At 46.8% G+C, this 22,726-nt stretch carries 23 protein-coding genes; 5 read left to right on the top strand and 18 right to left on the bottom strand.

Translation table 11 applies throughout. From position 1 onward, the window contains the following. Positions 1-113: 113 nt before the first annotated feature. The 6 genes from N530_RS0110790 to N530_RS0110765 form a co-directional block, all read right to left on the bottom strand. Positions 114-1,142, bottom strand: coding sequence for a DUF475 domain-containing protein (locus N530_RS0110790; protein ID WP_026480711.1), 1,029 nt, complete (start codon positions 1,140-1,142; stop codon positions 114-116). A 28-nt stretch (positions 1,143-1,170) separates the two neighbouring features. Continuing rightward, positions 1,171-2,775, bottom strand: a complete 1,605-nt coding sequence (locus N530_RS0110785) for an ABC transporter ATP-binding protein (RefSeq protein WP_026480710.1) — start codon at positions 2,773-2,775, stop codon at positions 1,171-1,173. Beyond that, positions 2,772-3,617, bottom strand: coding sequence for an ABC transporter permease (locus N530_RS0110780; RefSeq protein ID WP_018690374.1), 846 nt, complete (start codon positions 3,615-3,617; stop codon positions 2,772-2,774). Before N530_RS0110780 ends, N530_RS0110785 begins: the two co-directional genes overlap by 4 nt. 22 nt (positions 3,618-3,639) lie before the next feature. Then, the gene (locus N530_RS0110775) at positions 3,640-4,554 is read right to left on the bottom strand and encodes an ABC transporter permease (RefSeq protein ID WP_018690373.1); all 915 of its coding nucleotides are present in this window, start codon (positions 4,552-4,554) and stop codon (positions 3,640-3,642) included. Between the two features lie 56 nt (positions 4,555-4,610). Continuing rightward, a complete protein-coding gene (locus N530_RS0110770; RefSeq protein WP_051540894.1) occupies positions 4,611-6,122 on the bottom strand; it encodes an ABC transporter substrate-binding protein in 1,512 nt (503 codons plus the stop codon). Positions 6,123-6,208: 86 nt separating this feature from the next. Beyond that, a complete protein-coding gene (locus N530_RS0110765; protein ID WP_026480708.1) occupies positions 6,209-6,859 on the bottom strand; it encodes a GntR family transcriptional regulator in 651 nt (216 codons plus the stop codon). A 375-nt stretch (positions 6,860-7,234) separates the two neighbouring features. On the opposite strand from N530_RS0110765, the gene N530_RS0110760 reads away from it, so the two are divergent. The 4 genes from N530_RS0110760 to N530_RS0110745 all read left to right on the top strand — a co-directional run bounded on the left by N530_RS0110760 (position 7,235) and on the right by N530_RS0110745 (position 10,797). After that, complete coding sequence (locus tag N530_RS0110760) at positions 7,235-8,029, top strand: HpcH/HpaI aldolase/citrate lyase family protein (RefSeq protein WP_026480707.1); 795 nt, start codon at positions 7,235-7,237, stop codon at positions 8,027-8,029. A 124-nt stretch (positions 8,030-8,153) separates the two neighbouring features. Beyond that, positions 8,154-9,395, top strand: coding sequence for a 3-oxo-tetronate kinase (gene otnK / locus N530_RS0110755; RefSeq protein WP_026480706.1), 1,242 nt, complete (start codon positions 8,154-8,156; stop codon positions 9,393-9,395). Further along, positions 9,392-10,042 carry a 3-oxo-tetronate 4-phosphate decarboxylase gene (gene otnC, locus N530_RS0110750; RefSeq protein WP_026480705.1) on the top strand — a complete coding sequence of 217 codons (651 nt, stop codon included), beginning with the start codon at positions 9,392-9,394 and terminating at the stop codon, positions 10,040-10,042. The genes otnK and otnC overlap by 4 nt, the downstream gene beginning before the upstream one ends. After that, positions 10,039-10,797, top strand: a complete 759-nt coding sequence (locus tag N530_RS0110745; RefSeq protein WP_026480704.1) for a hydroxypyruvate isomerase family protein — start codon at positions 10,039-10,041, stop codon at positions 10,795-10,797. The genes otnC and N530_RS0110745 overlap by 4 nt, the downstream gene beginning before the upstream one ends. 504 nt (positions 10,798-11,301) lie before the next feature. Here N530_RS0110745 and N530_RS18640 read toward each other — a convergent pair. The 10 genes from N530_RS18640 to N530_RS0110690 all read right to left on the bottom strand — a co-directional run bounded on the left by N530_RS18640 (position 11,302) and on the right by N530_RS0110690 (position 19,442). Continuing rightward, a complete protein-coding gene (locus N530_RS18640; RefSeq protein WP_081773942.1) occupies positions 11,302-11,613 on the bottom strand; it encodes a transposase in 312 nt (103 codons plus the stop codon). A gap of 24 nt (positions 11,614-11,637) precedes the next feature. After that, positions 11,638-12,075 (bottom strand): transposase, encoded by a 438-nt coding sequence (locus tag N530_RS18635; RefSeq protein WP_162150953.1) that lies wholly within the window; start codon positions 12,073-12,075, stop codon positions 11,638-11,640. A 278-nt stretch (positions 12,076-12,353) separates the two neighbouring features. Then, positions 12,354-13,550, bottom strand: coding sequence for an N-acetylglucosamine-6-phosphate deacetylase (gene nagA / locus N530_RS17905; protein ID WP_081773941.1), 1,197 nt, complete (start codon positions 13,548-13,550; stop codon positions 12,354-12,356). Next, the gene (nagB, locus tag N530_RS0110720; RefSeq protein WP_026480701.1) at positions 13,513-14,295 is read right to left on the bottom strand and encodes a glucosamine-6-phosphate deaminase; all 783 of its coding nucleotides are present in this window, start codon (positions 14,293-14,295) and stop codon (positions 13,513-13,515) included. The genes nagA and nagB overlap by 38 nt, the downstream gene beginning before the upstream one ends. Then, on the bottom strand, positions 14,292-15,191 hold the full coding sequence (locus N530_RS0110715; RefSeq protein ID WP_026480700.1) for an ROK family protein: 900 nt from the start codon (positions 15,189-15,191) through the stop codon (positions 14,292-14,294). The genes nagB and N530_RS0110715 overlap by 4 nt, the downstream gene beginning before the upstream one ends. Further along, complete coding sequence (locus N530_RS0110710; RefSeq protein WP_026480699.1) at positions 15,178-15,867, bottom strand: N-acetylmannosamine-6-phosphate 2-epimerase; 690 nt, start codon at positions 15,865-15,867, stop codon at positions 15,178-15,180. Before N530_RS0110710 ends, N530_RS0110715 begins: the two co-directional genes overlap by 14 nt. Positions 15,868-15,869: 2 nt before the next feature. Continuing rightward, a complete protein-coding gene (locus N530_RS0110705; protein ID WP_026480698.1) occupies positions 15,870-17,144 on the bottom strand; it encodes a TRAP transporter large permease in 1,275 nt (424 codons plus the stop codon). Then, positions 17,141-17,620, bottom strand: a complete 480-nt coding sequence (locus N530_RS0110700; RefSeq protein ID WP_026480697.1) for a TRAP transporter small permease — start codon at positions 17,618-17,620, stop codon at positions 17,141-17,143. Before N530_RS0110700 ends, N530_RS0110705 begins: the two co-directional genes overlap by 4 nt. Positions 17,621-17,677: 57 nt before the next feature. After that, positions 17,678-18,640, bottom strand: a complete 963-nt coding sequence (locus N530_RS0110695) for a sialic acid TRAP transporter substrate-binding protein SiaP (RefSeq protein ID WP_026480696.1) — start codon at positions 18,638-18,640, stop codon at positions 17,678-17,680. A gap of 46 nt (positions 18,641-18,686) precedes the next feature. Further along, a complete protein-coding gene (locus N530_RS0110690) occupies positions 18,687-19,442 on the bottom strand; it encodes an FCD domain-containing protein (protein WP_026480695.1) in 756 nt (251 codons plus the stop codon). 195 nt (positions 19,443-19,637) lie between these two features. Between N530_RS0110690 and N530_RS0110685 the strand changes: the two genes are divergently transcribed. After that, positions 19,638-20,534: a dihydrodipicolinate synthase family protein gene (locus tag N530_RS0110685; RefSeq protein ID WP_026480694.1), complete on the top strand. Its 897-nt coding sequence runs from the start codon at positions 19,638-19,640 to the stop codon at positions 20,532-20,534. A gap of 105 nt (positions 20,535-20,639) precedes the next feature. Here the strand turns inward: N530_RS0110685 and N530_RS0110680 are convergent, their stop codons facing one another. Further along, entirely contained in the window at positions 20,640-21,341 is a 702-nt protein-coding gene (locus tag N530_RS0110680; protein WP_026480693.1) for an FCD domain-containing protein, read from the bottom strand. A 128-nt stretch (positions 21,342-21,469) separates the two neighbouring features. Next, complete coding sequence (locus N530_RS0110675) at positions 21,470-22,630, bottom strand: N-acetylneuraminate epimerase (RefSeq protein ID WP_051540892.1); 1,161 nt, start codon at positions 22,628-22,630, stop codon at positions 21,470-21,472. Positions 22,631-22,726: the final 96 nt, after the last annotated feature.

Here is a 22,726-nt window from a genome sequence, read left to right as displayed (position 1 = left end):
AATAATGAAGCGCACACGTTTCAGCAGAACAGATCATTGGTATTTTTAAACGAGCGTCAACTGGTTTTGCTCCATGGGAACCAAATAAACTTGGTTATTCTTATATTGCCCTATTAACTATGCTCCACTCTGCGATTGAACCGAAGCGAAGACAAAAATGCCAAGCAAATTAATCCTGCTCCGATTAAGCCGGTAACAATTTCAGGTACATGGAATACCGCTTGCAAAAACATAATCATCGAAAGTGCTAAGACTGCATAAAATGCACCATGTTCAAGGTATCGATAATCATTAAGAGTTCGATTATCGACAAGCATAATTGTCATCGCCCGTACATACATTGCTCCGATACCAAGGCCGATAGCGATGATAAAAAGGTTTTGAGTTAAAGCGAACGCGCCAACGACACCATCGAACGAAAAGCTTGCATCGAGGACTTCTAAGTAAAGAAATGCACCTAATCCGCCGCTCACAGCAACATCTCGCCCAGTGCTTCGGTCTAAAAAATGACCTAAGCTCGACACAGCGAGAAAAGTCAGAATGCCCCATGAACCTGCGATGACGAAATCAGCCTGCTGGTCATCTGAAAGCGCCATGGACACGCCAAGCAGTAGCGCAAGAACAATAGCAACACCTGCTCCCTTGACGTTGCCAAGTAAAGCGCTTCTGGCTTCAATCCATAATGCCCAATGCACTTCCTTTTTCGTATCGAGAAAGAAATCCAGCGCGACGAGCATTAGAAAACTACCGCCAAAAGCAGCAATCGACATATGCGCCTGCGACATAATTTTTGCATATTCTGAAGGCTCGTTCCAAGCTAGTTGAACCGCTGCCCAAGGCGATATAGCGGCTGCTATGCATACAACAGCCAATGGGAAAATTATCCGCATGCCAAACACGGCAATGAGAATTCCCCATGTTAAAAAGCGCTGCCGCCATATCGGTGACATGTCACGCAGCTTGTTAGCATTTACAATTGCATTGTCGAATGAAAGGGAAATTTCCAGTATCGACAATATAGCCGTAATGAAGAATGCCCCGGCAGCACCTGCAAGCGTGCCGCTAACGCTCCATCCCAACCAAGCACCAAGAAATAGCCCAAGCACCGTCACAATGGCGGGCCATTTAAAATAGTCTATCATATCTCAAAATCTCCTGTCGGGATAAGCCTCACGAATACGTGAGTGCCCCGATCTCGTACTTTTCATTGCTACGGATGAGCTGTTTCGTATATTCGTGTTGCGGCGATCCGAAAATGTTTACCGGCGTATTTTGCTCAACAAGCTCGCCCGCTTGAAACACCATTATCCAATCCGCAAATGCCCGTACCAATGGTAAGTCGTGAGCAACGAAGAGATATGCAATACCCAGTTCGCGTTGCAGCGACTGTAAGAGCTCCACGATTTGTGCTTGGATTGATGCATCAAGAGCAGAAACAGCCTCATCACAAATCAAAATTTCTGGATTGAGTGCAAGCGCGCGTGCAATAGCGATACGCTGCTTCTGACCACCAGAGAATTGCCCAGCATGCCTTGTTGCATGTTCCGCACTTAAACCAACAAGCTCCAATAACTCAACAATACGGTCACGCTGACGGTTAGGCGGCAGAACGTCACGATGAATTCTCCAAGGTTCAGATATTATCGCACTGACACTCCAACGTGGGTTGAGGGATTGTCCTGGGTCCTGAAAGATCATCTGCATTCGGCGACGCACTTGACCACGCTCCGCGGCTGTGGCGTTGACGAGATCTTGCTTATCAAGATGAATTGTTCCGTGGGACGGTTTTTCCATCATCAGTAAGCTGCGTGTTAGAGTCGATTTCCCTGATCCACTTTCGCCTACAACTGCAACAGTCTCGCCTGAATGAAGGTCAAAAGAGATATCTTTCAAAACCTGCACAGTTCCATAAGTCTGCGCTAAATTACGGACTTTAAGTAGCGGGTCCCCATCTGGGCGGCTTGCATCTTTGCGCACCTGCCCCGGAACGGCTTGTAGAAGCTTACGCGTATAAGGGTGCGAAGGCGCTTTGACGATTGCCTCTGACACACCTTGCTCAACGATTTCGCCATCTTTCATAACCAGCAATCGGTCAGCGACTTTCGAAACCAACCCTAGATCATGAGAAATCATAATCATCGCCAGTCCCATCTCTTCGCGCAACTCAACAAGCAACTCAATAATTTCGCTCTGCACAGTAACGTCAAGCGCGGTTGTCGGCTCATCAGCGATCAAAATTTCAGGCTTCATCGCAAGAGCCATTGCGATCATCAAACGTTGGCGCTGGCCACCTGAAAACTGATGAGGATAAGCATCGAGACGTTTGCTAGCGTCAGGAATACGAACGCGCTTTGCTAATTCAAGCGTCCGTTCACGCGCCTCATGACGCGAGACACCGTGCAGTGTCATCATTTCCATTATCTGTTTGCCAACCTTCTGAACAGGATTCAGATAAGCAGCAGGGTCCTGGAATACCATAGCTATGCGGCGTCCATTAATATCTCGACGCGCTCTTTCGGGAATCTGCAATAGGTCTACCCCGTCAAACAGCACTTCCCCCGAAGTAATTCGCGCAGGTGGTTGATCAAGTAGCCCCATAATAGCGCTAGTAGATACCGACTTGCCTGATCCACTCTCTCCAAGGATACCGAGCGTTTCCCCTTTATTAAGATGAAAACTTACCCCTTTGACTGAGCGTGTAATGCCCCGCCCACCATGAAATTCAATGCTAAGGTTTCGAACGTCGAGAAGATGCTCCACTTTGTTTCCCATCATAATTCCAACCTCCAACGTTGTGCTGGATCAAAAGCAAGGCGCATCCAATTTGATAATAATGCCAGTGATAAAGTTGTCAGAATGATCGCAAGGCCTGGCCAGAATGAAAGCCACCAAGCTTGTGTAAGGTAAGGCTTTCCTTGCGCGACCATCATACCCCAAGTGATATCAGGTGGTTGAATTCCTATACCCAAGAATGACAACGAACTTTCAGCGAGAACAACGAATGCAAACTCAAGCGTCGCAATTGTCATTAATGTAGGCAGCACGATTGGCAGTATATGAGTCAAAATAATGCGCAGGTGTGAAGCACCCATCACCGCAGAAGCCTGCACGAACATGCGTTTGCGTATTTCCATCACTTCAGCACGCGTCGTACGTAAATAAACAGGAATGCGCGTAATTGTCAGAACGATCACAAGATTGAAAATCGATGGCTCAAGCATATAAAGAACGATGACCGCCAATAATAATGATGGAAACGACATTATGATGTCTGCGACACGCATCAAAATTTGAGAGATTGTCCCGCCCACATATCCTGCGATAAGGCCTAGCCCGCTACCGACGCCAAGTGCAAAAACCACAGAACATCCTGCAATAAGCAGCGTGTTTTGAGCAGCCACGATGATGCGCGGCAGTATAGGCCGGCCCAAAGCATCAGCACCTAGTACAAAAAGCCAATTACGTCCAAAATCAAAAGGAGGTGCATTGCGACCTCTTAGGTCCGTTGATGATGCAGCATCAACTAGAATTGGAGCGACAAAAAGCGCAGCAAGTACCAACACAAACAACAACATAGCAGCAGCCAGGGCTGCAGGGTTGCGACGCAAAAGAGCCATGGTACTCGGAGGGGTTATGTGCTCAGGCACGAGTTCGGGGGTCGAGTGCTGCATAAGATAAATCAATCAAAATGTTCATGAGAAGAATGGCGATCGCTGTGACGACAATGGAGGCTAAAATAACCGAAAAATCGCGCATAAGAATCGAGTCGATCATCAGCTTACCCACACCAGGAAACCCGAAAATTGTCTCTACGATTACGGCACCATTTAACATGCCTGCAGCTTGGTCTCCCATTACGGTAACTATTGGCAGAGCCGCATTTCGCAAAGAATGCCCGAAAATAATCCGGCGGGGGCCTGCCCCCTTTGCACGTGCTGTTTTTGTATAAGGCGCATGCAGTGCGGCAATCATGGAGTTGCGTACAACTTGTGTAATAAGCCCAAAGGGACGAATGAATAATATTGCTACGGGTAAAACCCAATGCAAAAGACTTCCTGTACCCGAAGTTGGCAACCAACCAAAACCAATGGAGAATATAAGAATTCCAACGATGGCTATCCAAAAATCTGGCGCACTAGCACCTATTAGCGAAACGACTGTAGCGACCCGATCAAAAAGACCGCCAACGTTAAATGCTGCCAGTGAACCGATCACTGTGGCCACAAGAATGACGAGTGCTATCGTTATTAATGCCAACTGTAAGGTCCAGATGAAGGCTTCAAGCACCATTTCAAGCGCTGGGCGCGAGGTACGCAGGCTTTTGCCAAAATCAAACTGCACAATATCTTTTGCAAAACTGCTGAACTGAACGATGAGCGGATCATTTAACCCATTGATTTCGCGAAAATTTTCACGAGATTCAATAGAAGCATCGAGAGGCAAGTAAAGCGCTGAAGGATCCCCCGTCAATCGTGATAGAAAGAACACGATGACGATTAGCGCAGCGAGCGATAGCAAGCTTGAGATCAACCGATTGCGAAGATGTTTTAGCATGACATTCCTAGCTTGAGGGAGAGCGCTAATGATGCGCCCTCCCGACACAACTATTTCTAGCGGAAAGAAATTTCAGCGAGTTGCAGCTCGCTATTTGTAGCGATTGATGGTTCAAAATCCAGCCGCTCTGATACACGAGTATATCCAACCATATGGAACATCACGATATCAGATATGATATCATCATGGAGACGTGCAAAGAGCTGCTTCCACAAATCAGCACGCGCTTCACCTGTAGCCACAGTCGCTTCGTCGATTAAACGATCCACCTCATCATCTTCCAGCACACTCTGAAGGCCGTCAGAATGATATTTGAAGAACATGCTAAAGACAGGATCACCTTTAGCGTTGTCATGCTGCAACTGAATGATCTGTGGTGAGCGATCTTCCGCAAACGGTTTCGTATAGAAATTTTCCCACTCTGCGACATCATACATGTTCAGATCGACTTTAAAGCCTGCATCTGAAAGCATGGCTTGCATAGCCTCCATCACTTCCGTTCCGTTTGGAAAAATCCCTGTGCGTCCAATCAACTTGATAGGAGTATCGACCGGCACTCCATCAGCCCGCGCTTCTTCGATTAAACTGCGCGCTTTTTCTGGATCATATGGATAGGGAGTTAAAGTGTCATTGGAACCGATTGTCGTTGGCGGTACGATTTGAGTAGCGCTCACCACCTCAGATGACAAAATGCTTCCCTTAAACGCTTCACGATCAATCGCTAAATTAAGCGCTTCACGCACACGTCGATCATTTAGTGGCGCAACTTGGGTATCAATACGCAAGAAGAAAGTCTCGGAGTTTGGATAAGCAAAATCCGTGTCAGTATTCGTCGCATCTTGAACAGCAATATTGGGTACAATATCTGCCTCACCATTTTCAACCATCAGTGCTGCCACTGATCTGTCCGAACGGAACAAATAGGTCGCTCCCTCGACCTCAGGAGTTTCACCCCAATAACTAGGGTTGCGTGACAAACTAATGCTCTGTCCAGCTTTCCATTCATCAAAAATGTAAGGTCCAGTTCCGACAGGACTGCGCGTATGTTCATCCATAGCAGTCTCTTCAGGTACGATAGTCATTGTTGACATCAAAACAGGCAAGATCGGCTGCGCTGGGTTGGTCGTTATCTCGATCGTTTGTGCGTCGATAACATCTGTTGAGATATCTAACCCGCCAAAATATTTAACGCCTATCTCGCAGTTAATCGCACCGGAAGTTGTACGTGCAATTGAATGCGCGACGTCTTTTGCATCAAATGCAGTACCATCAGAGAATTTTACCCCCTCACGCAACTTGAACTGCCAAGTATCATCATCAACCTGCGTCCAAGACATAGCTAACCGCGGCCGCAAGTCGGCAGAACGCGGATCTAGCACTGTAAGCGTTTCAGAGATGTTCTGTAGTACAACGCGACCGACATCTGAACGTGATGCCATACAAGGGTCAATAAGCTGAGCCTCTTCGCCCAACACAATTTTGACGCGTCGCTCATCTTGAGCATACGCCGGAAAGCTACAACCAAGCAGTAATGCAGCAACTAAGCCGCGGTGCAATGTAAATGACATCATAATCCTCCAAATGAATGTCAGCATACATTCAGCATATAATTCATTATTGTCAACTAAATTGTTAACAATTTTTCTAACAATCCTCAAGACACTCCTGAAACGCCGTACTTTAATTCATAGGCGGTACGATAAGCTTGACTGGAGGCAGGTATGTGTTCGCGTACGGCCTGAACATAAGTCCACGTGTCAGACCCACGTAAAGAGCTTACAATTGCAGCATGCTGCTGAATTACCCGTTCAAGATGACTAGCATCAAAGTACTTTACCGCTCGAACGATATGAACCTTGCGTGCATATTGCTCTATTGCATCTCGAAGCTTTTCGTTAGGACAAGCAGAAAATTGAATACTGTGAAAAGCGAGATTGTGACGAAAAACTGCCCTAAGATCCCCCTTAGCTGCAGCCTCTTTGTGTTCTTGATGCTTGATTTCAAGACTTTCAATTAATGACGGATGAGCTGGCAAAGGGGTCTGCGAAGCCGCATGGCTTTCCAACAACAGGCGGATTTCATACAGTTCATCAATCTCTTTTGGCGTAGGTTCAATTACACGCACTCCACGATTGGGAATCTTTTCAACCAACCCCTTCTCCTGAAGAATAGAGAGTGCCGAACGAAGATTATAGCGCGATAAACCAAATCTTTCACCAAGCTGATCCTCCACCAGCTTACCTCCAGGAGGATAAACTCCAAAGACTATATCTTCTTCGATTCGACTGATTATCTCGTCTGTCATGACTAAATTGACCCTCTAACGCACCAAGATCGGTAAATCTGTATTGGAATTTGATCTGTAGATTGTCAATATTATTGTTGCGCAACAACGAAACCTCTCTTCCCACATTTTTATTGCAATAAACAAACTCAGCAAGCCAAAACAAATGCCAAATGCTGGATTTGAGAGAAAGATTCAGGTTGAAATTACCTGATAACACAGCGGTAAATAACTTTTCCATATAAATAATGTTAACAATTATGTTGACATTATTTATTAAAAAAGTGAACCATGTGAGGAAATTTTGTGTGCTGCCAGAGCACCAATGAAAATTGAAACAGCGAAGAAGCCAAATGGAACTTCGTTGGTAAGCACGTCTTCTAAAGGACAAAACGCATGCGTAAGAATAAGTTGAAAGAAATTTTTGCCGAAGGACGGCCAGCAATAAATGCTTGGCTCTCTATAGGCTCTAGTTATGCCGCTGAAGGTGTCGCGCGACAAGGTTTTGACAGCGTCACCATTGATTTTCAGCATGGAATGATCGGGTTTGATACTGGCCTGACCATGTTTCAAGCTATTTCCACAACGGATGCAGTGCCCCTAGCGCGCGTGTCCTGTAATGATGCAGCTCAAATCATGCATATACTTGATGCAGGTGCTTACGGCATAATCTGCCCAATGATATCAACGGAAGAAGACGCGCGCTCATTTGCAAGCGCATGCAAATATCCAAGCCAAGGCAGCCGCTCTTTTGGTCCCTCACGCGGACTTCTATATGGCGGAGATGATTACTTCGCTAATGCCAATGATGAAATTCTAGTTATTCCGATGATAGAAACGTGCGAGGCAGTAGAAAACATCGACGCAATTCTATCTGTTGAAGACGTCGACATGATTTACATTGGACCAAATGATCTTGCGCTGGCCTATGGCGAACGCCCCGGCCAGGGCACAGACGGTCCTGCGACAGCTGAAGCTATTGCACACGTTCTGGAGCGAACACGTGCGGCAAAGAAGTTAGCGGGTGTATTTTGCGCAAATGGAGAAGGTGCACGGGCCAGAGTAGAGCAAGGCTTTGATCTTGTAACACCGGGCAATGATTTTGGTGCCTTAACACGTGAGCTTAGATCTGCGGTTGCGACCATAAGAGGTTCTGAAGTCGGCATACAGATGAAAGCTGGCGGGTACTGATAGACTGAACAGTTTGATCAACACAAAAACAACGCGTCTATAGGCGCCAACACCACTGCCATTGCTATGCAAGAATTATCTACTGCAAACATTGGCAATGGCGCTAACGACCATGGAGCACTCAATGATTTTAGGCGCAATTGGCGACGATTTCACAGGTTCATCGGATTTAGGGCTAACATTGGCAAACGGTGGTTTACGTACCACACAATATGTTGGCGTACCTTCAAAACCTGCAGACAACGAAGTGGAAGCTGGCATTGTGGCGCTCAAAACACGGACCATGCCGGTGGAAAATGCTGTAAAAGCATCCCTTGCCGCCTATCGCTGGCTTCGCGATCAAGGCTGCCAACAAATCTTACTTAAATATTGTTCGACGTTTGATTCACGCCGCGATGGCAACATTGGACCCGTTATTGAAGCGCTGATTGAAGAAGCTGGCACATCCGCTCCCGTTATCGTTTGTCCTGCCTTCCCTGCAACAGGCAGAACAATTTACCAAGGACACCTCTTCGTAGGCGATCGTTTATTAAGCGAAAGCGGCATGGAGGCGCACCCTTTAACCCCGATGGTAGATCCTGACATTAGGCGCTGGCTTGGACATCAAACCAAAAGCTCCGTTGGACATCTGACGCTTGATGATATTCGCAATGGGAAAGCAAGAGAAGCACTAATAAGCGAAACGAACTCTGGACGGCAAATTATCGTTTGTGATGCCATCTCTGACTGCGATTTGAAAGCGCTTGGAAAAGCTGCTGAGGGCTTTCCCCTTATCACCGGAGGATCGGGTATAGCGATTGGTCTACCTGAGCTTCTAATAGGCACTACACATAGCTTAGCGTCTTGGCGCGGTGAAAAAGGTCCTGCGCTTGCAATCGCTGGTTCGTGCTCAAAGACGACGCGGGCGCAAATTGCCTATCACCGTGAAAATGGAGGGGCCCAACGCAGAATTGACGTGTCAGCCCTATTCGACGGCCAAGAAACCGTGAACGATGTGATCAATTGGGCAATGGCGCAAACTACTTTACCATTGGTCTACACCTCCGATGACCCACAAGTAATTAAAAATAATCAACAAAAATTTGGAACTGAAAAGTCCGCACAAATCGTTGAAAATTTCTTCGCACAATTGGCCAGAGCGGCAGTTGAAGCTGGCTTCGTTCGACTAATTACAGCTGGCGGAGAAACTTCAGGTGCAATCGTCGAAGCGCTTGAGGCCGACACACTGGAGATTGGACCTACAATCGCCGTTGGCGTACCAGCGTTGCGCGTATCAGGTCGCAATCTGGTACTGGCATTGAAATCCGGTAATTTCGGCGCTGAAAACTTTTTTACGCATGCTGCCCAAAAATTGGAGGAAACATGACCATAGAATCCAATTTACGAGAGTCTATCTGCCGACTTGCAAAATCGATGTTTGACCGCGGACTAACAGGTGGAGCATCGGGAAACATTTCTGTGCGGCTGGACGACGGCGGACTACTTGTAACCCCGACAGGCAGCTCATTTGGAGCACTCGATCCTGCAAGACTTAGTCTTTTTGACAAAAACATGAGACATAAGAGCGGCGATGCCCCAACAAAAGAAATGCCACTTCACAGCGCATTTTATGAAACACGCTCTTCAACTGGTGCGGTCGTGCATCTTCATTCCACCCACTCCGTTGCATTGTCTATGCTACCTGACATAAACCCCGACGATGTTTTACCGCCGCTTACACCCTATGCGATTATGCGCCTCGGACGTGTGAAGCTTCTTCCGGTATTCATGCCTGGAGATACAGCAATGGGGGACGCATTACGTGGGCTCGGCGGCAGACGTTCGGCTGTATTGTTAGCAAACCACGGTCCCGTCGTTGCGGGGCATGATCTTGAAGGTGCGGTCAATGCAATAGAGGAACTAGAAGAGACGGCAAAACTAGCAATCCTAACGCGCGGCCTATCCCCTCGACATCTAACATCTTCGCAAATTGCCGAGCTCAACCGCAAATATAATCCGGAAGCTAACGCATGAACCATTATCGCTTTTCTGCCAATACCGGTTTCCTATGGAAAGAGTTGCTCTTTATTGATCGTATTCGTAGAGCCGCCGCGTGTGGTTTTGATGCCGTTGAGTTCCATGACGAAGCCCAACAGGCTGACACATTAGCGCTGTCCGATGTACTTACCGAGACTGGGTTACGAGTATTAGGGCTAAATGTACGTATGGGCGAAACAGCCGGTTGTGCAGCCATAGCCTCACGTAAAAAAGAAGCACTAAAAGATATCGACACCGCTATCGAGACCGCCCAGCGGATCGGTGCTGGTTCAATTCATGTTCTCGCTGGACGTACAGGTGATGAAGGTAATCGTAACAGTTATTTACGCGCGCTTCGCCATGCACTCAATGCAAGCGATATTACGATACTAATCGAGCCAATTTGCCGTGCCGCGATGCCCGATTATTTCCTGCATGACATTGATCAGGCCGCCGAGATTTTGGATGAGATTGATAATCCACGATTACGTATTTTGTTCGATTGCTACCATATCGAAGCCGAGCATGGAGCGATGATGGAGCAGTTCCATAAACACAAAAGCCGGATCGGCCACATCCAAATAGCGTCATTTCCAGAACGGGCAGAACCAAACCAAGGAAGTATCGACTATGGCATCGCTTTGAGAGAATTCTTAGCAGCAGGTTACGGTGGTTATTTCGGATGTGAATACAACCCAAAAAAAGCGGTTGAGGTTGGGCTGAGCTGGCGAGACCATTTTCAATTAAGTTAGAGCATTCCGAATACGGACACATGTCTCACTTGAAAAAACATCAAAACCTGATTTCTCAGGTTAGACAAAACTACAATTCCTGTCGAGTTCAGACAGCAAGTTAGACACATTTATGCTGACTAAACCACCATATTTCGCCCGCCATTTGTAAAAACTCGCATTACTCATACCGTGCTTGCCTCCAGCCGGTGCGAAACATCGGCAACAGAATGACCACGTTCAGTGATCTGCTTAATGGCGTTAAACTAGAATTCTTCGGTAAATCTTGGCTTGCCCATGACTGTCTCCTTGTCCTCATTTTTTAATGGGCAAGCTGTCTACAAATCTAGCAACTGTATTTCACGCAGTGTACCATAACTGTTTTTTGGCTATCATTGCATTGGCTATGACGAGTAACTTTCGTGCCACAGCAATCAAAATGACTTTGTGTGGTTTCCCTTTTTCTTTCAGTCGCTGTGGAAACTCTTTGAGTGGTTTATTGTGCGTGGATGCGACCAAAGCTGCCTAATACAGCAGACAACGGATATTATATCTTCCGCCTTTGATTGAACGTCGACTATCGGTGCGGCCACTGCCGTTTTTAATAGGAGCAATCCCCGCAAGTGCGGCAACTTGATTGTCACTGATTGTACCCAATTCAGGAATTTCTCCGATTAAAGCAGCGCATAAGACGGTGCCAATCCCAGGGATCGAACGCAGTATCTGGGAATGTTGCTGCATTCGAGCATCAGTTTCAATCTGGGCTTTTATCTCGTTGTCCAAAGATTTGATTTGGCTGGAAAGTGAATCAAGCAGCTCTTCATCCAACTCCATCATATGCGCATTGTACTGCTGTTTGCTCTAACACTTTACACATTTACGTACTTCCACCATCTGGCGGTGCTTGGAGCTTAAAGCATTGAGAATATGTAATTTCTTGGCAGGTAACTTTCTTCCGCTATCCGGTCTGAATGCCATAAACTTTGTGATCAGGCGGGCGTCAATGGGATCCGTCTTTGCTAAGGCACCTGTAGCGCGCGCAAATGCACGGACATGCGCAACCGATATTTGCCGTACATCGTACTCGGCTCTATCCAATGTTTCCCATACACCCCATTCATAGCTACCAGTTGGCTCCAATGCGATTATCTGAGCGCCGGGCTTGCCTATTTTATTTTGAATTAGGGCATAACCAGATGGTGTGTTCGATACTGAAAAAGCTGTCGCAGAAGTGCCAATGAATACAAAGATTTCAAATTTTCCAACATCAAGACCAACAAAGTCCTTCTCATTTATCATGATATAAATCTCTTTCTTATGCTCCGGGGTCGAAGCCCCAATCAACTGTTCGAGTTTATAAAAGAGAAGGGGCGCCAACATAGATTACGAGGTCGAGCCACAAGGGGCGAGCGGCGTAAACCTTCCCGATCAAGAGTAAAATTTTGCTGCGGATCGGTGAGAGAATAGCAAATCGGCGATACATAAGTGGCGATGCAGCACATTTAAAATCCTGCAATTGACCATCATCAGACTTTTGCAACAATTATCTTAGAGGACCAAGTGGATGCGGTATTCTATTAAATCACTTGTTCAAAATATTCACCATCAACAACTACGCCGGAAGCATGTAAATCTTCAGTCAGAAGCGACAATGATGCTCGAAAACCACGCTTCACTTGGCCAAGTTCATGGCCATACCCAATGGCTTCGGCAGGGTTTCGTGACGCCATTCTTAATGCTTGTGAAAGGGGCACGTCGGTGTTTTTCACCATGTTTCGCACGCTCTGATCCATCGCGACATGTGCCCCCGCCAATCGATCTTCTGCATTTGTTAATCGACCGTTCCTAAGCCGAATTGTTTCACCGTGTAAGGTAAATTCTTGCCTTGCACCTGCAAGTGTCAACATAGCGTCTGTTACAAGGCATAAACGCTTCGACATTTGTTTCACCGCGATCTTAATATTCATCCAATTGACATGATGCCCATCGGCAATAATGCCTGCATACAAGCTGTCGGATGATAATGTCGCGCCGACTACCCCCGGTTCTCTAACCGTTAGCTGAGACATTGCATTGAATAGATGCGTCGTGCCCCTCAGTCCATTTTCCTCAGCCTGCTGCATGACATCGCTGGAGGCATCGCTATGTCCTGCAAACACCATAACGCCTGCGTCGACAAGTGTATTCAGCGCTTTGCTCGGCAGCGTTTCGGGAGCCACCGTAACCAAAAGCGCACCATCAAAAGGTTCTGTAAGGTGCGCAATATCGGTGTCATTCATGACCCGTATACAACTCTTTTCATGAATACCCGGGCGTTCTCTTGAAAGAAACGGACCTTCTAAATGTAAGCCTAAAATCCCCGGCAACTTATTACGTAAAGCAACCTTAACTGTATCGATCGCTTTCACATATTGCATGTCTTGAGCTGTGATGAATGTTGGCAGAATATACGCCGTGCCACCCTGTCGTGCGCCATAAGCCATGCGCGCGAGCGCATCTACTGTAACGTCATCATTAAATTGTATGTCATTCGCGCCATTGATTTGAATGTCTATAAAGCCTGGAGCAACGATATCAGCCGAGATGACTCCAGCGCTATTTTCTTCGCCAGGCTCACTTGATCGAACATCAACAATCTTGCCTTGGCGAATTTCAATTATTTGATTTTCTAGGTGCGAGTCGTTCGTCCCATCAAAGAGACGACGAGCAAAAATTTTTGTAGGGGATTTGGTGGAGCTAGTCGAATGCACTATCTGATCCTTGCGGGTGGACATTATGGTAGTATGACGTCAACTTTAGTTGGGAAGCAGCCTCCTGATCGAGAACGATTGTGGCGGATGGATGCATTTGTAAGGCAGATGCAGGACAGGAAGCGCTAATTGGCCCCTCAATCATGTCAGAAACAGCGGCGGATTTAGAAACACCTGTTGCTAAGAGAACTAGATTTCGGGCTTCCAAAATTGTCGCGATTCCCATCGTGATTGAATATTTTGGTGCCTCATTCAGACTATCAAAGTAAACTTTATTGGCCTGCCGTGTGCTCTCTGTCAGCGTTTTTATACGTGTACGTGAAGCGAGGCTAGATGTCGGTTCGTTAAACCCGATATGACCATTCTGACCGATACCAAGTAATTGCAGATCAATACCGTTAGATTGCGCAATTTGGCTCTCATATCTTTTCGCCTCCTCTGATGGGTCAGCCGCATTGCCATAAGGAATCTTCGTGTTACTCAGATTGATATCTACATGATCGAAAAATGCATTACGCATATAGTGATGATATGAACATGGATGCTCTGGATTCAATCCAATATATTCATCAAGGTTAAACGTGGTGACATCAGAAAATGAAACTAAACCGTCATGATACTTGCGACAAAGCAAAGCATACAATGCCAACATAGTTCCTCCTGTCGCCAAGCCCAGGACAGAGTTTGGCTCTTTAGTCACCGTATCTAAAACAAAGTCGGCCACTCTTCGCGTCGCATTTTCTTCGTTGTCAAAAATCAATACTTTCACTTGTTACCTCGCATATAGTGTAACGCAAGAGCGCCAATAAGCGGGCTGTTCTGATCAAGTTCGGCGTTACAGATAGCAACATGAAATAGCGCAGGCTCAAGCGCCAAATGCGTTATGACTTTTTGTGTGTAGCCAGCAGCCAAGCCGATGCTGCCGCCAAGAGCAACATTATCAAGACCCAACATTGCCGTCAGATCCGAGCATAATATAGCGATGGCATTAGCTGATCTATCAATGATTTCTATCGCCCAGCCTTCACCTTGCGCCGCTACAGCAAAAACAGCACGCGCATCCATTTCATGGTGACCGGCTTTTGCCGCTGCTGCAGCAATTGCGCGTCCACCAGCAACACTCTCCACTGTTCCATTCCTGCCGCTTCCGCACAAATCGTTACCTAATGGCGTTGAGATAAAGCCAATATGCCCCGCGAGACCATTATTACTTTGAATAGGCCGGCCGTTTACAATCAAACCACCACCCACGCCGGTCGAAACAGTTATATAGGCAAAATTTTCGCTTTGACGCCCAGCGCCAAAATGAAATTCCGCTACGCTTGCGGCAGTGGCGTCGTTGCATAGATAACCAGATCCAAACCGCTCTTTAAGTGCATTACCAAGCGGCGCATTATCAATTTGCGTTAGCGTTCCATGATTCACGCTATGCCAATTACCCTCCTGGGTGACCCTACCCGTTACGGCAACCCCCAAAGGTTCGGCCTTCGTGTGACCAACTTTCTCAAGTAATTCCGCCATTATATCCAAGTGGCGTTCCACGACAAATGCACCTTCGGTATTGGTTTGGACACGCTCTATTACTGTGCCATTTTCAATGCGCGCAGCGGCGGTTTTCGTTCCCCCCAAATCAAGCGCAAAACCGGTAAGATCAGCGCGCTTCATGTTTCGCTGCTCCATCTACCGCCTGTTTGAACCAACTTGTTGCGTGTTCAAGCCGCGTTAGAGCACTACCTACGGTTATACAGTCTGCTCCCGCTTCAATTGCTGCACGAGCAAACTCAGGCGTGTTGTATCTACCTTCAGCCATAATAAAACCGCCCAGCTTACTAAACGCCCGCACCAGATCCAAATTCGGTTCAGTACTGCCGTCGCTTGTTTCTTCGGTATAGCCCGCCAAAGTTGTACCAATTAACAAAGCCCCTTCTGCAAGCGCGGTTTGGGCATCCGCGAACGTAGAGCAATCTGCCATACCTATAACACCAGCAGCGTTAATAGCGTTGATGATATCAGTTCTTGAATCGGGTCGTGATCGGTCGGTAGCATCATAAGCTATGATATCAGCGCCAGCTGCAACCAATCCTTCAACATCTCGCAATGTTGGTGTTATTCGCACAGCAGTATCAGGCAAGTCACGTTTGACAATTGCGATAATTGGCACGCTTACATGTGGACGAACTGCTTTTAAATTTTCAACGCCCTCAATGCGCAGCCCTGACGCGCCTCCCGCAACAGCGGCCCTCGCCATAGATGCAATGATGTCCGGACGGTCCATAGGCCCACCATCAACAGGCTGGCAGGAAACCACCAGCCCGCGGTTCAAATTTTCTAGAATATTCATTTTTAACCCATTAAGCTTGGTAGGCCTGTGGCCAAAATCGGGAACATACAAACCAAAATTAAAACAACAATTGGTGGAATAAGCCACGGCAATATCGCTTTAGCCAACCGCTGATATGGAATATCTCCAACTTGAGCCACAACAAACAAGGCCATGCCCATTGGCGGGGTAAGTATAGATATCATCAAATTCAAAACAACAATAATGCCGAAGTGAACCGGATCAATTCCGAAAGTTGCAGCAATCGGCACGAGGATTGGCACGACTATAAGCAAGATCACAAGAGACTCGATAAACGCCCCCAAAACGAAGATCATTAGGTTGACCGCAATTAAGAACGTGAGGGGGCTATCAGCAATGGTCAAAAACATGGTCGCGATCTGCTGCGGTGCCTGTTCACGCGCAAGGACAAAGCCCAATAGTCCAACCCCTGCAATAATTGTTGCAATGGATGCTGAGGTTGCAGTGGTCTCATAGATAGAATTCCACAGGCGCTTTAATGTAAGTTCTCTATAGAAAACTAAATCAATCAAAATAGCATATATTACGGTGACCGCTGCGGCTTCTGTGGGCGAAAAATAACCTGAGAATATACCGCCAACAATAACTACAGGCGTGAACAGCGCAGGGAACGAACGTATAAATAAAGCGCCAATTTCGCTGAAACTTTTGCGTTCATCACGTGGATATTCTTTTTTACGCGCGATTATATATACCATCACCATCAGCGAGCCTGCACACAATATGCCCGGAACAATACCGCCCAAAAACAGTTTTCCTATAGAGGTGTTAGAAATCACGCCATAGAGCACCATCGTAATTGACGGAGGAACAAGGGGACCAATCATGGAAGAAGCAGCAGTTACAGAGCCTGCGAAGTCATCATCGTAACCCGCTTTGCGCATGGCTTCGATTTCCATTTTTCCAAGTCCACCTGCATCCGCAAGAGCAGAGCCCGACATGCCGGAAAAAAACAAGGACGCGAGTACATTTACATGACCGAGGCCACCTGTAATGTGCCCAACTAGCGCGCGAGCAAAACCAAAAAGATGGTGCGTTATTCCTGCAGTGTTCAAAATCGCCGCTGCCAGTATGAATAGCGGTACGGCAAGCATGGGAAAGCTATTTAAACCATCCACCATTCTCTGCATGGCAAATGCCAAGCCAATTCCAGAATAATAAAAATACCCCATCGAAACAAAAATCATTGCGACACCAATTGGGACACCAATCAGCACCATCAAAAGCCATAAAACACCAATTGTCCCGAGTATCATAACGATGGCTCCACGTTTTTATTCAGATCAGTACGTCCAAAAATTCTGCGGAGAATTCGATTTATAATGAGAAATGATGCAACAAATGCAGACGCGTATAGTGCTGCATCAGAGGTTGGCAAGGTCACTGCCTCATTGTTCCAAGTGCGCAAAACGGTTTTATAGCCGATCCATGAAAGGTGTATCATGATGCCAAGGTAAGCAATATCTATGAGGGTGAATAAGCCCCTCTGGTATTTTGCCGGCAACATTTCCGACAAGAAACCCATCCGGAGCTGCCTGTCAGTTCTCTCGACTTCGGCAATCGCAATGAACGCCATCCATACCCATAGCCAACGCGCTAGCTCTTCAGTCCAAACCGGCCCCGCAAACAATGGCGTTCGACCGAAAATTTGAATCATCACCACGATGAGTAATGCAATAAACAATAGAGAGGCAACAACGCCTTCAAAACTATATTTGCGTTCTGGCAGCATGATTTGCCTCCATCCAGATATGTGCGGGAGGGCAAACAACGCCCTCCCATCGACTATTTAACGACCGCGAACGTCTGAGATTGCGCCTTCGCCAAACTCGGCTTCCAAAGTATCGTAATACGGCTTCATCGCAGAGCGGAATGGCGCGAGATCAGGCTCTGTAATCGTCAATCCAAGGTCTTTGAATTTAGAAACAAGTTCTTTTTCCGCTTCAAATGTCAGGTCATTAGAAAGCTTGCCGCCAGCTGCCACGGCCTCACTAACCCAACCTTTCTCTTCATCAGAGAACCCGTCCCATTTGGCTTTTGATATCTGGATCGCACCGGAAGCAATGAAGTGATTTGTCATCGCAATGTGGCTTTGCACTTCATAGAACTTCATGGCCTCAATTGTTGGCAATGGGTTCTCTTCAGCATCAACTTGGTTTGTTTGGAGTGCTAAATAAACTTCCTGAAAGGCGACTGGCGCAGGTGTTGCGCCAGTGTTTTCAGCAAATGCAATTAAAAATGGAACGTTTGGCGTGCGCATGCGCAAACCCTTCATATCTTCCATACTATTAATTGCACGGTTAGATGTAGTTTGACGTGTACCGTAATACCAAACATCCAACAATTTCACGCCTTGGCCTTGGAATTTGGCATCCATTTTTTGGCCCCAAGGCCCCGCAACTATTTCTTTCAGGTGATCAAAATCATCAACCACATACGGCGCGCCAACGAGCTTCAATTCAGGAATGACATAACTCATATCCGGATAGCCTGTTAGGACCATATCAAGTTCACTAGCTTGAACCTGAGCGACCATTGCTTTAAAATCGCCAAGCGTTGCGGATGGAAACAACTTAACTGTCATTTCTCCGCCAGAAAGTTCTGATAGCTTTTCTTGGAACTCAACAGCGCCTTTGTAGACGTTAGATACTTCGTTATCCTGCATCCCGAAAGTTAGTTCAGTCGCGTGAGATACGGAAACTGTGGTAGCCAGCGCTGTAATGCCGGCGAGTAGTGTTGCAGTTAGTTTCATCTTTTCCTCCATTGATACGATGAATGCGAAGGTAAATACCCTCTGGTTAAAGTGTTTTATCGGCGAGTGTGTGATCAATGACTGTTCGCGGCGCTGCCATTCGCGCCCGGTATGAACGGGCCAAATGCTTATCCATAACCTCAGTGGCAGCGACGACATCCCCATCTAGAACAGCCTGATAAATTGCACGGTGCTCCTCATAGGCGATCTTGTCGTACTTAGCTGGATCAGAAGTTGGAGGCCGGTGCGCGAGCATTGTGCTCACAAACATATCATGTAGCGTCAGAAAAATTGGGTTACCAAGAACAGAAACCAGAGCTCGGTGAAACGCTATATCCGTTTCTGCAAACTGAGGCGTACCTATTGCGTTGAAGTTTTTCTCCAATTTAGTATTGAGCGTGATGACTTGAAGATTACTTGCTCGGATTGCAGCTTCGCGTGCCGCACCAGCCTCAATAAACTGACGCATCTGTTCGAGATGCGCGCCACTTTCAGCGTCACCTAATATGTCACGAATGCTGTCACCCGCAGATGTGAGTATAGCCTGCAATGAAGGACGTGAAATTCGCGGCCGGGTCCCAGCCCCAGAACTGCTGATATGTCCGCGCATCTGCAATTGCGCTAATGCTTCACGCACTGTCGGTCGAGATGCATCAAATCGGTCGCATAACTCGCGCTCGGTCGGCACGACACTACCTATCGCTAATTCACCACTACGAATATCGCCTATTATAGCTTCCGCAATCGAACTAGATGCGTTCTTGCTCTTGCTTTCATGCTCATCTCGGTCAGCTAACATCATCTTCACAGACCACCTCTTTAATCGCTTACCCGTTGACTTGCAGAGCATTAAAGGCTCCATCGCTCATATTTGGTATTACTAGATTTCCTTATTGTCAAACCAAAATATGCTATTTACCAACTTTAAACTTACATATATGGTGAAGCAATCAATTCATGATTGCAGCTGACGGCTGCCAAAACTGGAGTATTTCTTTTGACGACGAAACATAGCGGGATGTATGCAGCACTCATGACGGGTCTTACCGATGAGGGGACCTACGATCCTCAGCGGCAAAAATCGCTCACAGAATATGTGCTAAAGCAGGGTCTAGCTGGGCTATATGTTGGAGGCAGCAGCGGTGAACAGGGTTTACTGGATACGTCTGAGCTTCTTGAACAGCAACGCGATGTTGCGACGCTTGCGTCAGGATCTAGCGCTCACCTTATAGCACATGTGGGAATGCCAAATCTACGCGATTCACTAAAGCTTGCTACACAAGCGAAAGAATTAGGCTATCATGGCCTTTCCGCACTTCCACCACATTCATATCCATTCAGCGATGAAGAAATCTTTCAGTATTATGAAGAATTGGCAGCGGCCACTGATCTGCCGCTACTTGTATATGAAGTACCAATCCGCACCGGACGTCCGATTGGATTAGACACGCTTGTTCGCATTCTAGCGCTGCCAAATGTGGCCGGAATTAAGTTTACATCAAATGACTTGTTCAAATTCTCTATGCTAAAACGTCGTTGCCCCGACAGTGCATTTTTCTTTGGCTTTGATGAAATTTACTTATCAGCCGCAGCTTTGGGTGCGGATGGCGGCATCGGAACGACGTATAATATCCTTGGAAAACTCTATGTAGCGCTTCACAAAGCAGTGTCTGATCGCGACCTTGCAACTGCCCAAGAGCTTCAAAATACATCGCAAATTTTCGTGGAAGCATTGCTTGAAACCGGCGTTTTGCCAGGTATGAAAGCAGCCTTCCGTGCTATTGGCATTGATTGTGGCCCGACGCGAGCACCCATGCAAATGCGAGTGAAGAACGGGGATGATATCATGGCTAAAGTCATGCAGAACCCTGAAATCAAGAAATGGGTTGCTTGATAGCACTGGTAAAAACTTAGGTGAATTGAGCGGCAAAAAGTTTTGAAATTTTGCCGCTCATTGAGCTACGAAAACGCGCATCTAACCACCCCATACTTAGAGTGTCTAAATCTCAGTGACCAAGGTGCGATCTAAATGGCCAGACATAGCCTGAACCGCGCCAAGCAAATCTCGATCCTTTATTGCCTTTAATATCACAGCATGCTCCTGATGACTTTGCGCAGGATTCTTATGTGACCGTTGCAACCTGTCTAAGATAAGCCATTCCACCAACGCCATGTGTGTAGACGTTAATATTGGATTTTGAGTAACGTTGACTAGCGCACGATGGAAACCGATATCTCCTGTAATAAACGCTTCCGGATCTTCGAGAAGCTGCTCATTTTGCTGGTGTGCTTCAGCAATTGTAGCGATCTGTTCGTCGTCTGCATGAGAAACAACATATTGCACTATACCCTGTTCAAAAATAAGCCTTGCCTGATTGAACTGACTAACGCCGCTTTGTGAAGCCATCATAAGCTGAGCCACGTGCGAAATTTGCTCAATAACCTTACTCGGTGCGGGCTTTGTTATCAGAGGCCTTTCGCCTTGCTTCACAGAAAGAAAGCCTTTCCAGCGAAGCGATGCAATGGCTTCACGGACACTGACGCGGCCAACATCGAACTCGTGCATCATTTCTTTTTCAGAAGGCAAATGATCGCCGACGGTGTATTCGCCATCGATAATTCGGCGCATTATTAGATCGGCAACAGCATCGGATACCCGTCGTTTTACTGCTAATAATTCTATTGGAGCAATATTTGCCATGAGTTCGTTCCGGTCAGCTAACAATCAATGCATAGCCAAGCTTAGCAATTTTTGTAGCTTAGCGCGACCAAGTTGACGGCAAAATACTTGATGCCTGCAATCTTTTAGGTCGATTGCAGGCATGCAGTCTAGTCGGTGACTACTACCGTTTCGCCATTCCAAGTCAACTCGAACGCTTCCGTTCGTGCATTACGGTCCCCGTCTTCACCCCCAACGGCCAAAATTCCCGTTTTAGTTTTGAATGTCGCGCCATACGCCAAACCTTCTGGCAGATCGTTCACCTCTTTCCACCAGCCGTCACGCATGACGTAAATATCAGCATTGAAAGCTTTTGGATAACCATCATGCGTAAACCACTGTTCAGCAAATGATCGCGCACGTGCGCCTTGAAAGTTCGCACCACCTGCAACGATTAAAGCATCGCCAGAGTAGCCAGCAAAAGGACTCGCAAGACCTTCTTGAAGTGCATCACCTACACGTGCCGGCAGACTAGGCCATTCGTGCCATTGCGCACCGCCCTCCTCAAACGATATATGCTTGACTTGGGGTGTGCGTAATCCCGGCTTAATCTCGCCATTGATCAGAAGAATGCCGTCGTCAACTTCAACCACCGCGGACCCTGTATTGGGTAAGAAAGGATTTTCACCTAGATCCGACCAGCTGTTTGTTGAAATAGTATAGACCAAAACCTTATTGTTCCAGTGATAGTCTCTGGGAGGCATCCCCATATACGCATCTACAATTGCTTGCCACTTTTCAGGTTCTGCGTCTTTGTCCGTTGTCACCACATCATTGAGATATTTATCGAAAAGCTCTTTGTTATAACCACCAAATATTGCAATTCGGTCATCATCAATTGCGTGCGCAGATGCACCTAATAGCCCGACCGGTGTTGAGGTTTCAATTTTCTCCCATACGTTTTCTTCTATCTCATAGCTATAAACATCTGTAAAAATTATTGGTGAAGCGTCGTCATCACTCATTTTTCCTGAACCGGAAAATACAAAGAGCTTTCCGTCCGCCATTGCAAATGTAGCTCCGCTGGTATCTGGGCCAGGAAATGAACTAAGCGACTTCCATGAACGCTCATCCGCCGCCAAATCCATTGAAAAAAGAGCCTTTCCGGCGGAGCCTAAACCAACAAACGCAACGCTTCCGTCCTGCGCAAAAATTCCATTCTTGAACCCAACCGGCAGATCCGGCCATACACCATCTGCATAAGCTGTACTGGCTGTCACTGACATGGTGGCCGCGCTAATTAGTGCACCAATTCTAATATTTAACCTCATAATATCCTCCCAATTGTAAACATTTCATACGCCTAACAGCATATGCGCATATGCATACATTGAAAATAAAGTTTACTCAATACTCCACATTGCTGC

This window comes from Ahrensia sp. 13_GOM-1096m, assembly GCF_000620605.1.
GTDB classification, from domain to species: Bacteria; Pseudomonadota; Alphaproteobacteria; order Rhizobiales; family Rhizobiaceae; genus Ahrensia; species Ahrensia kielensis.
The sequence above is the reverse complement of the archived record's forward strand: the minus strand, read 5'-3'. Positions and strand labels throughout refer to the sequence as shown.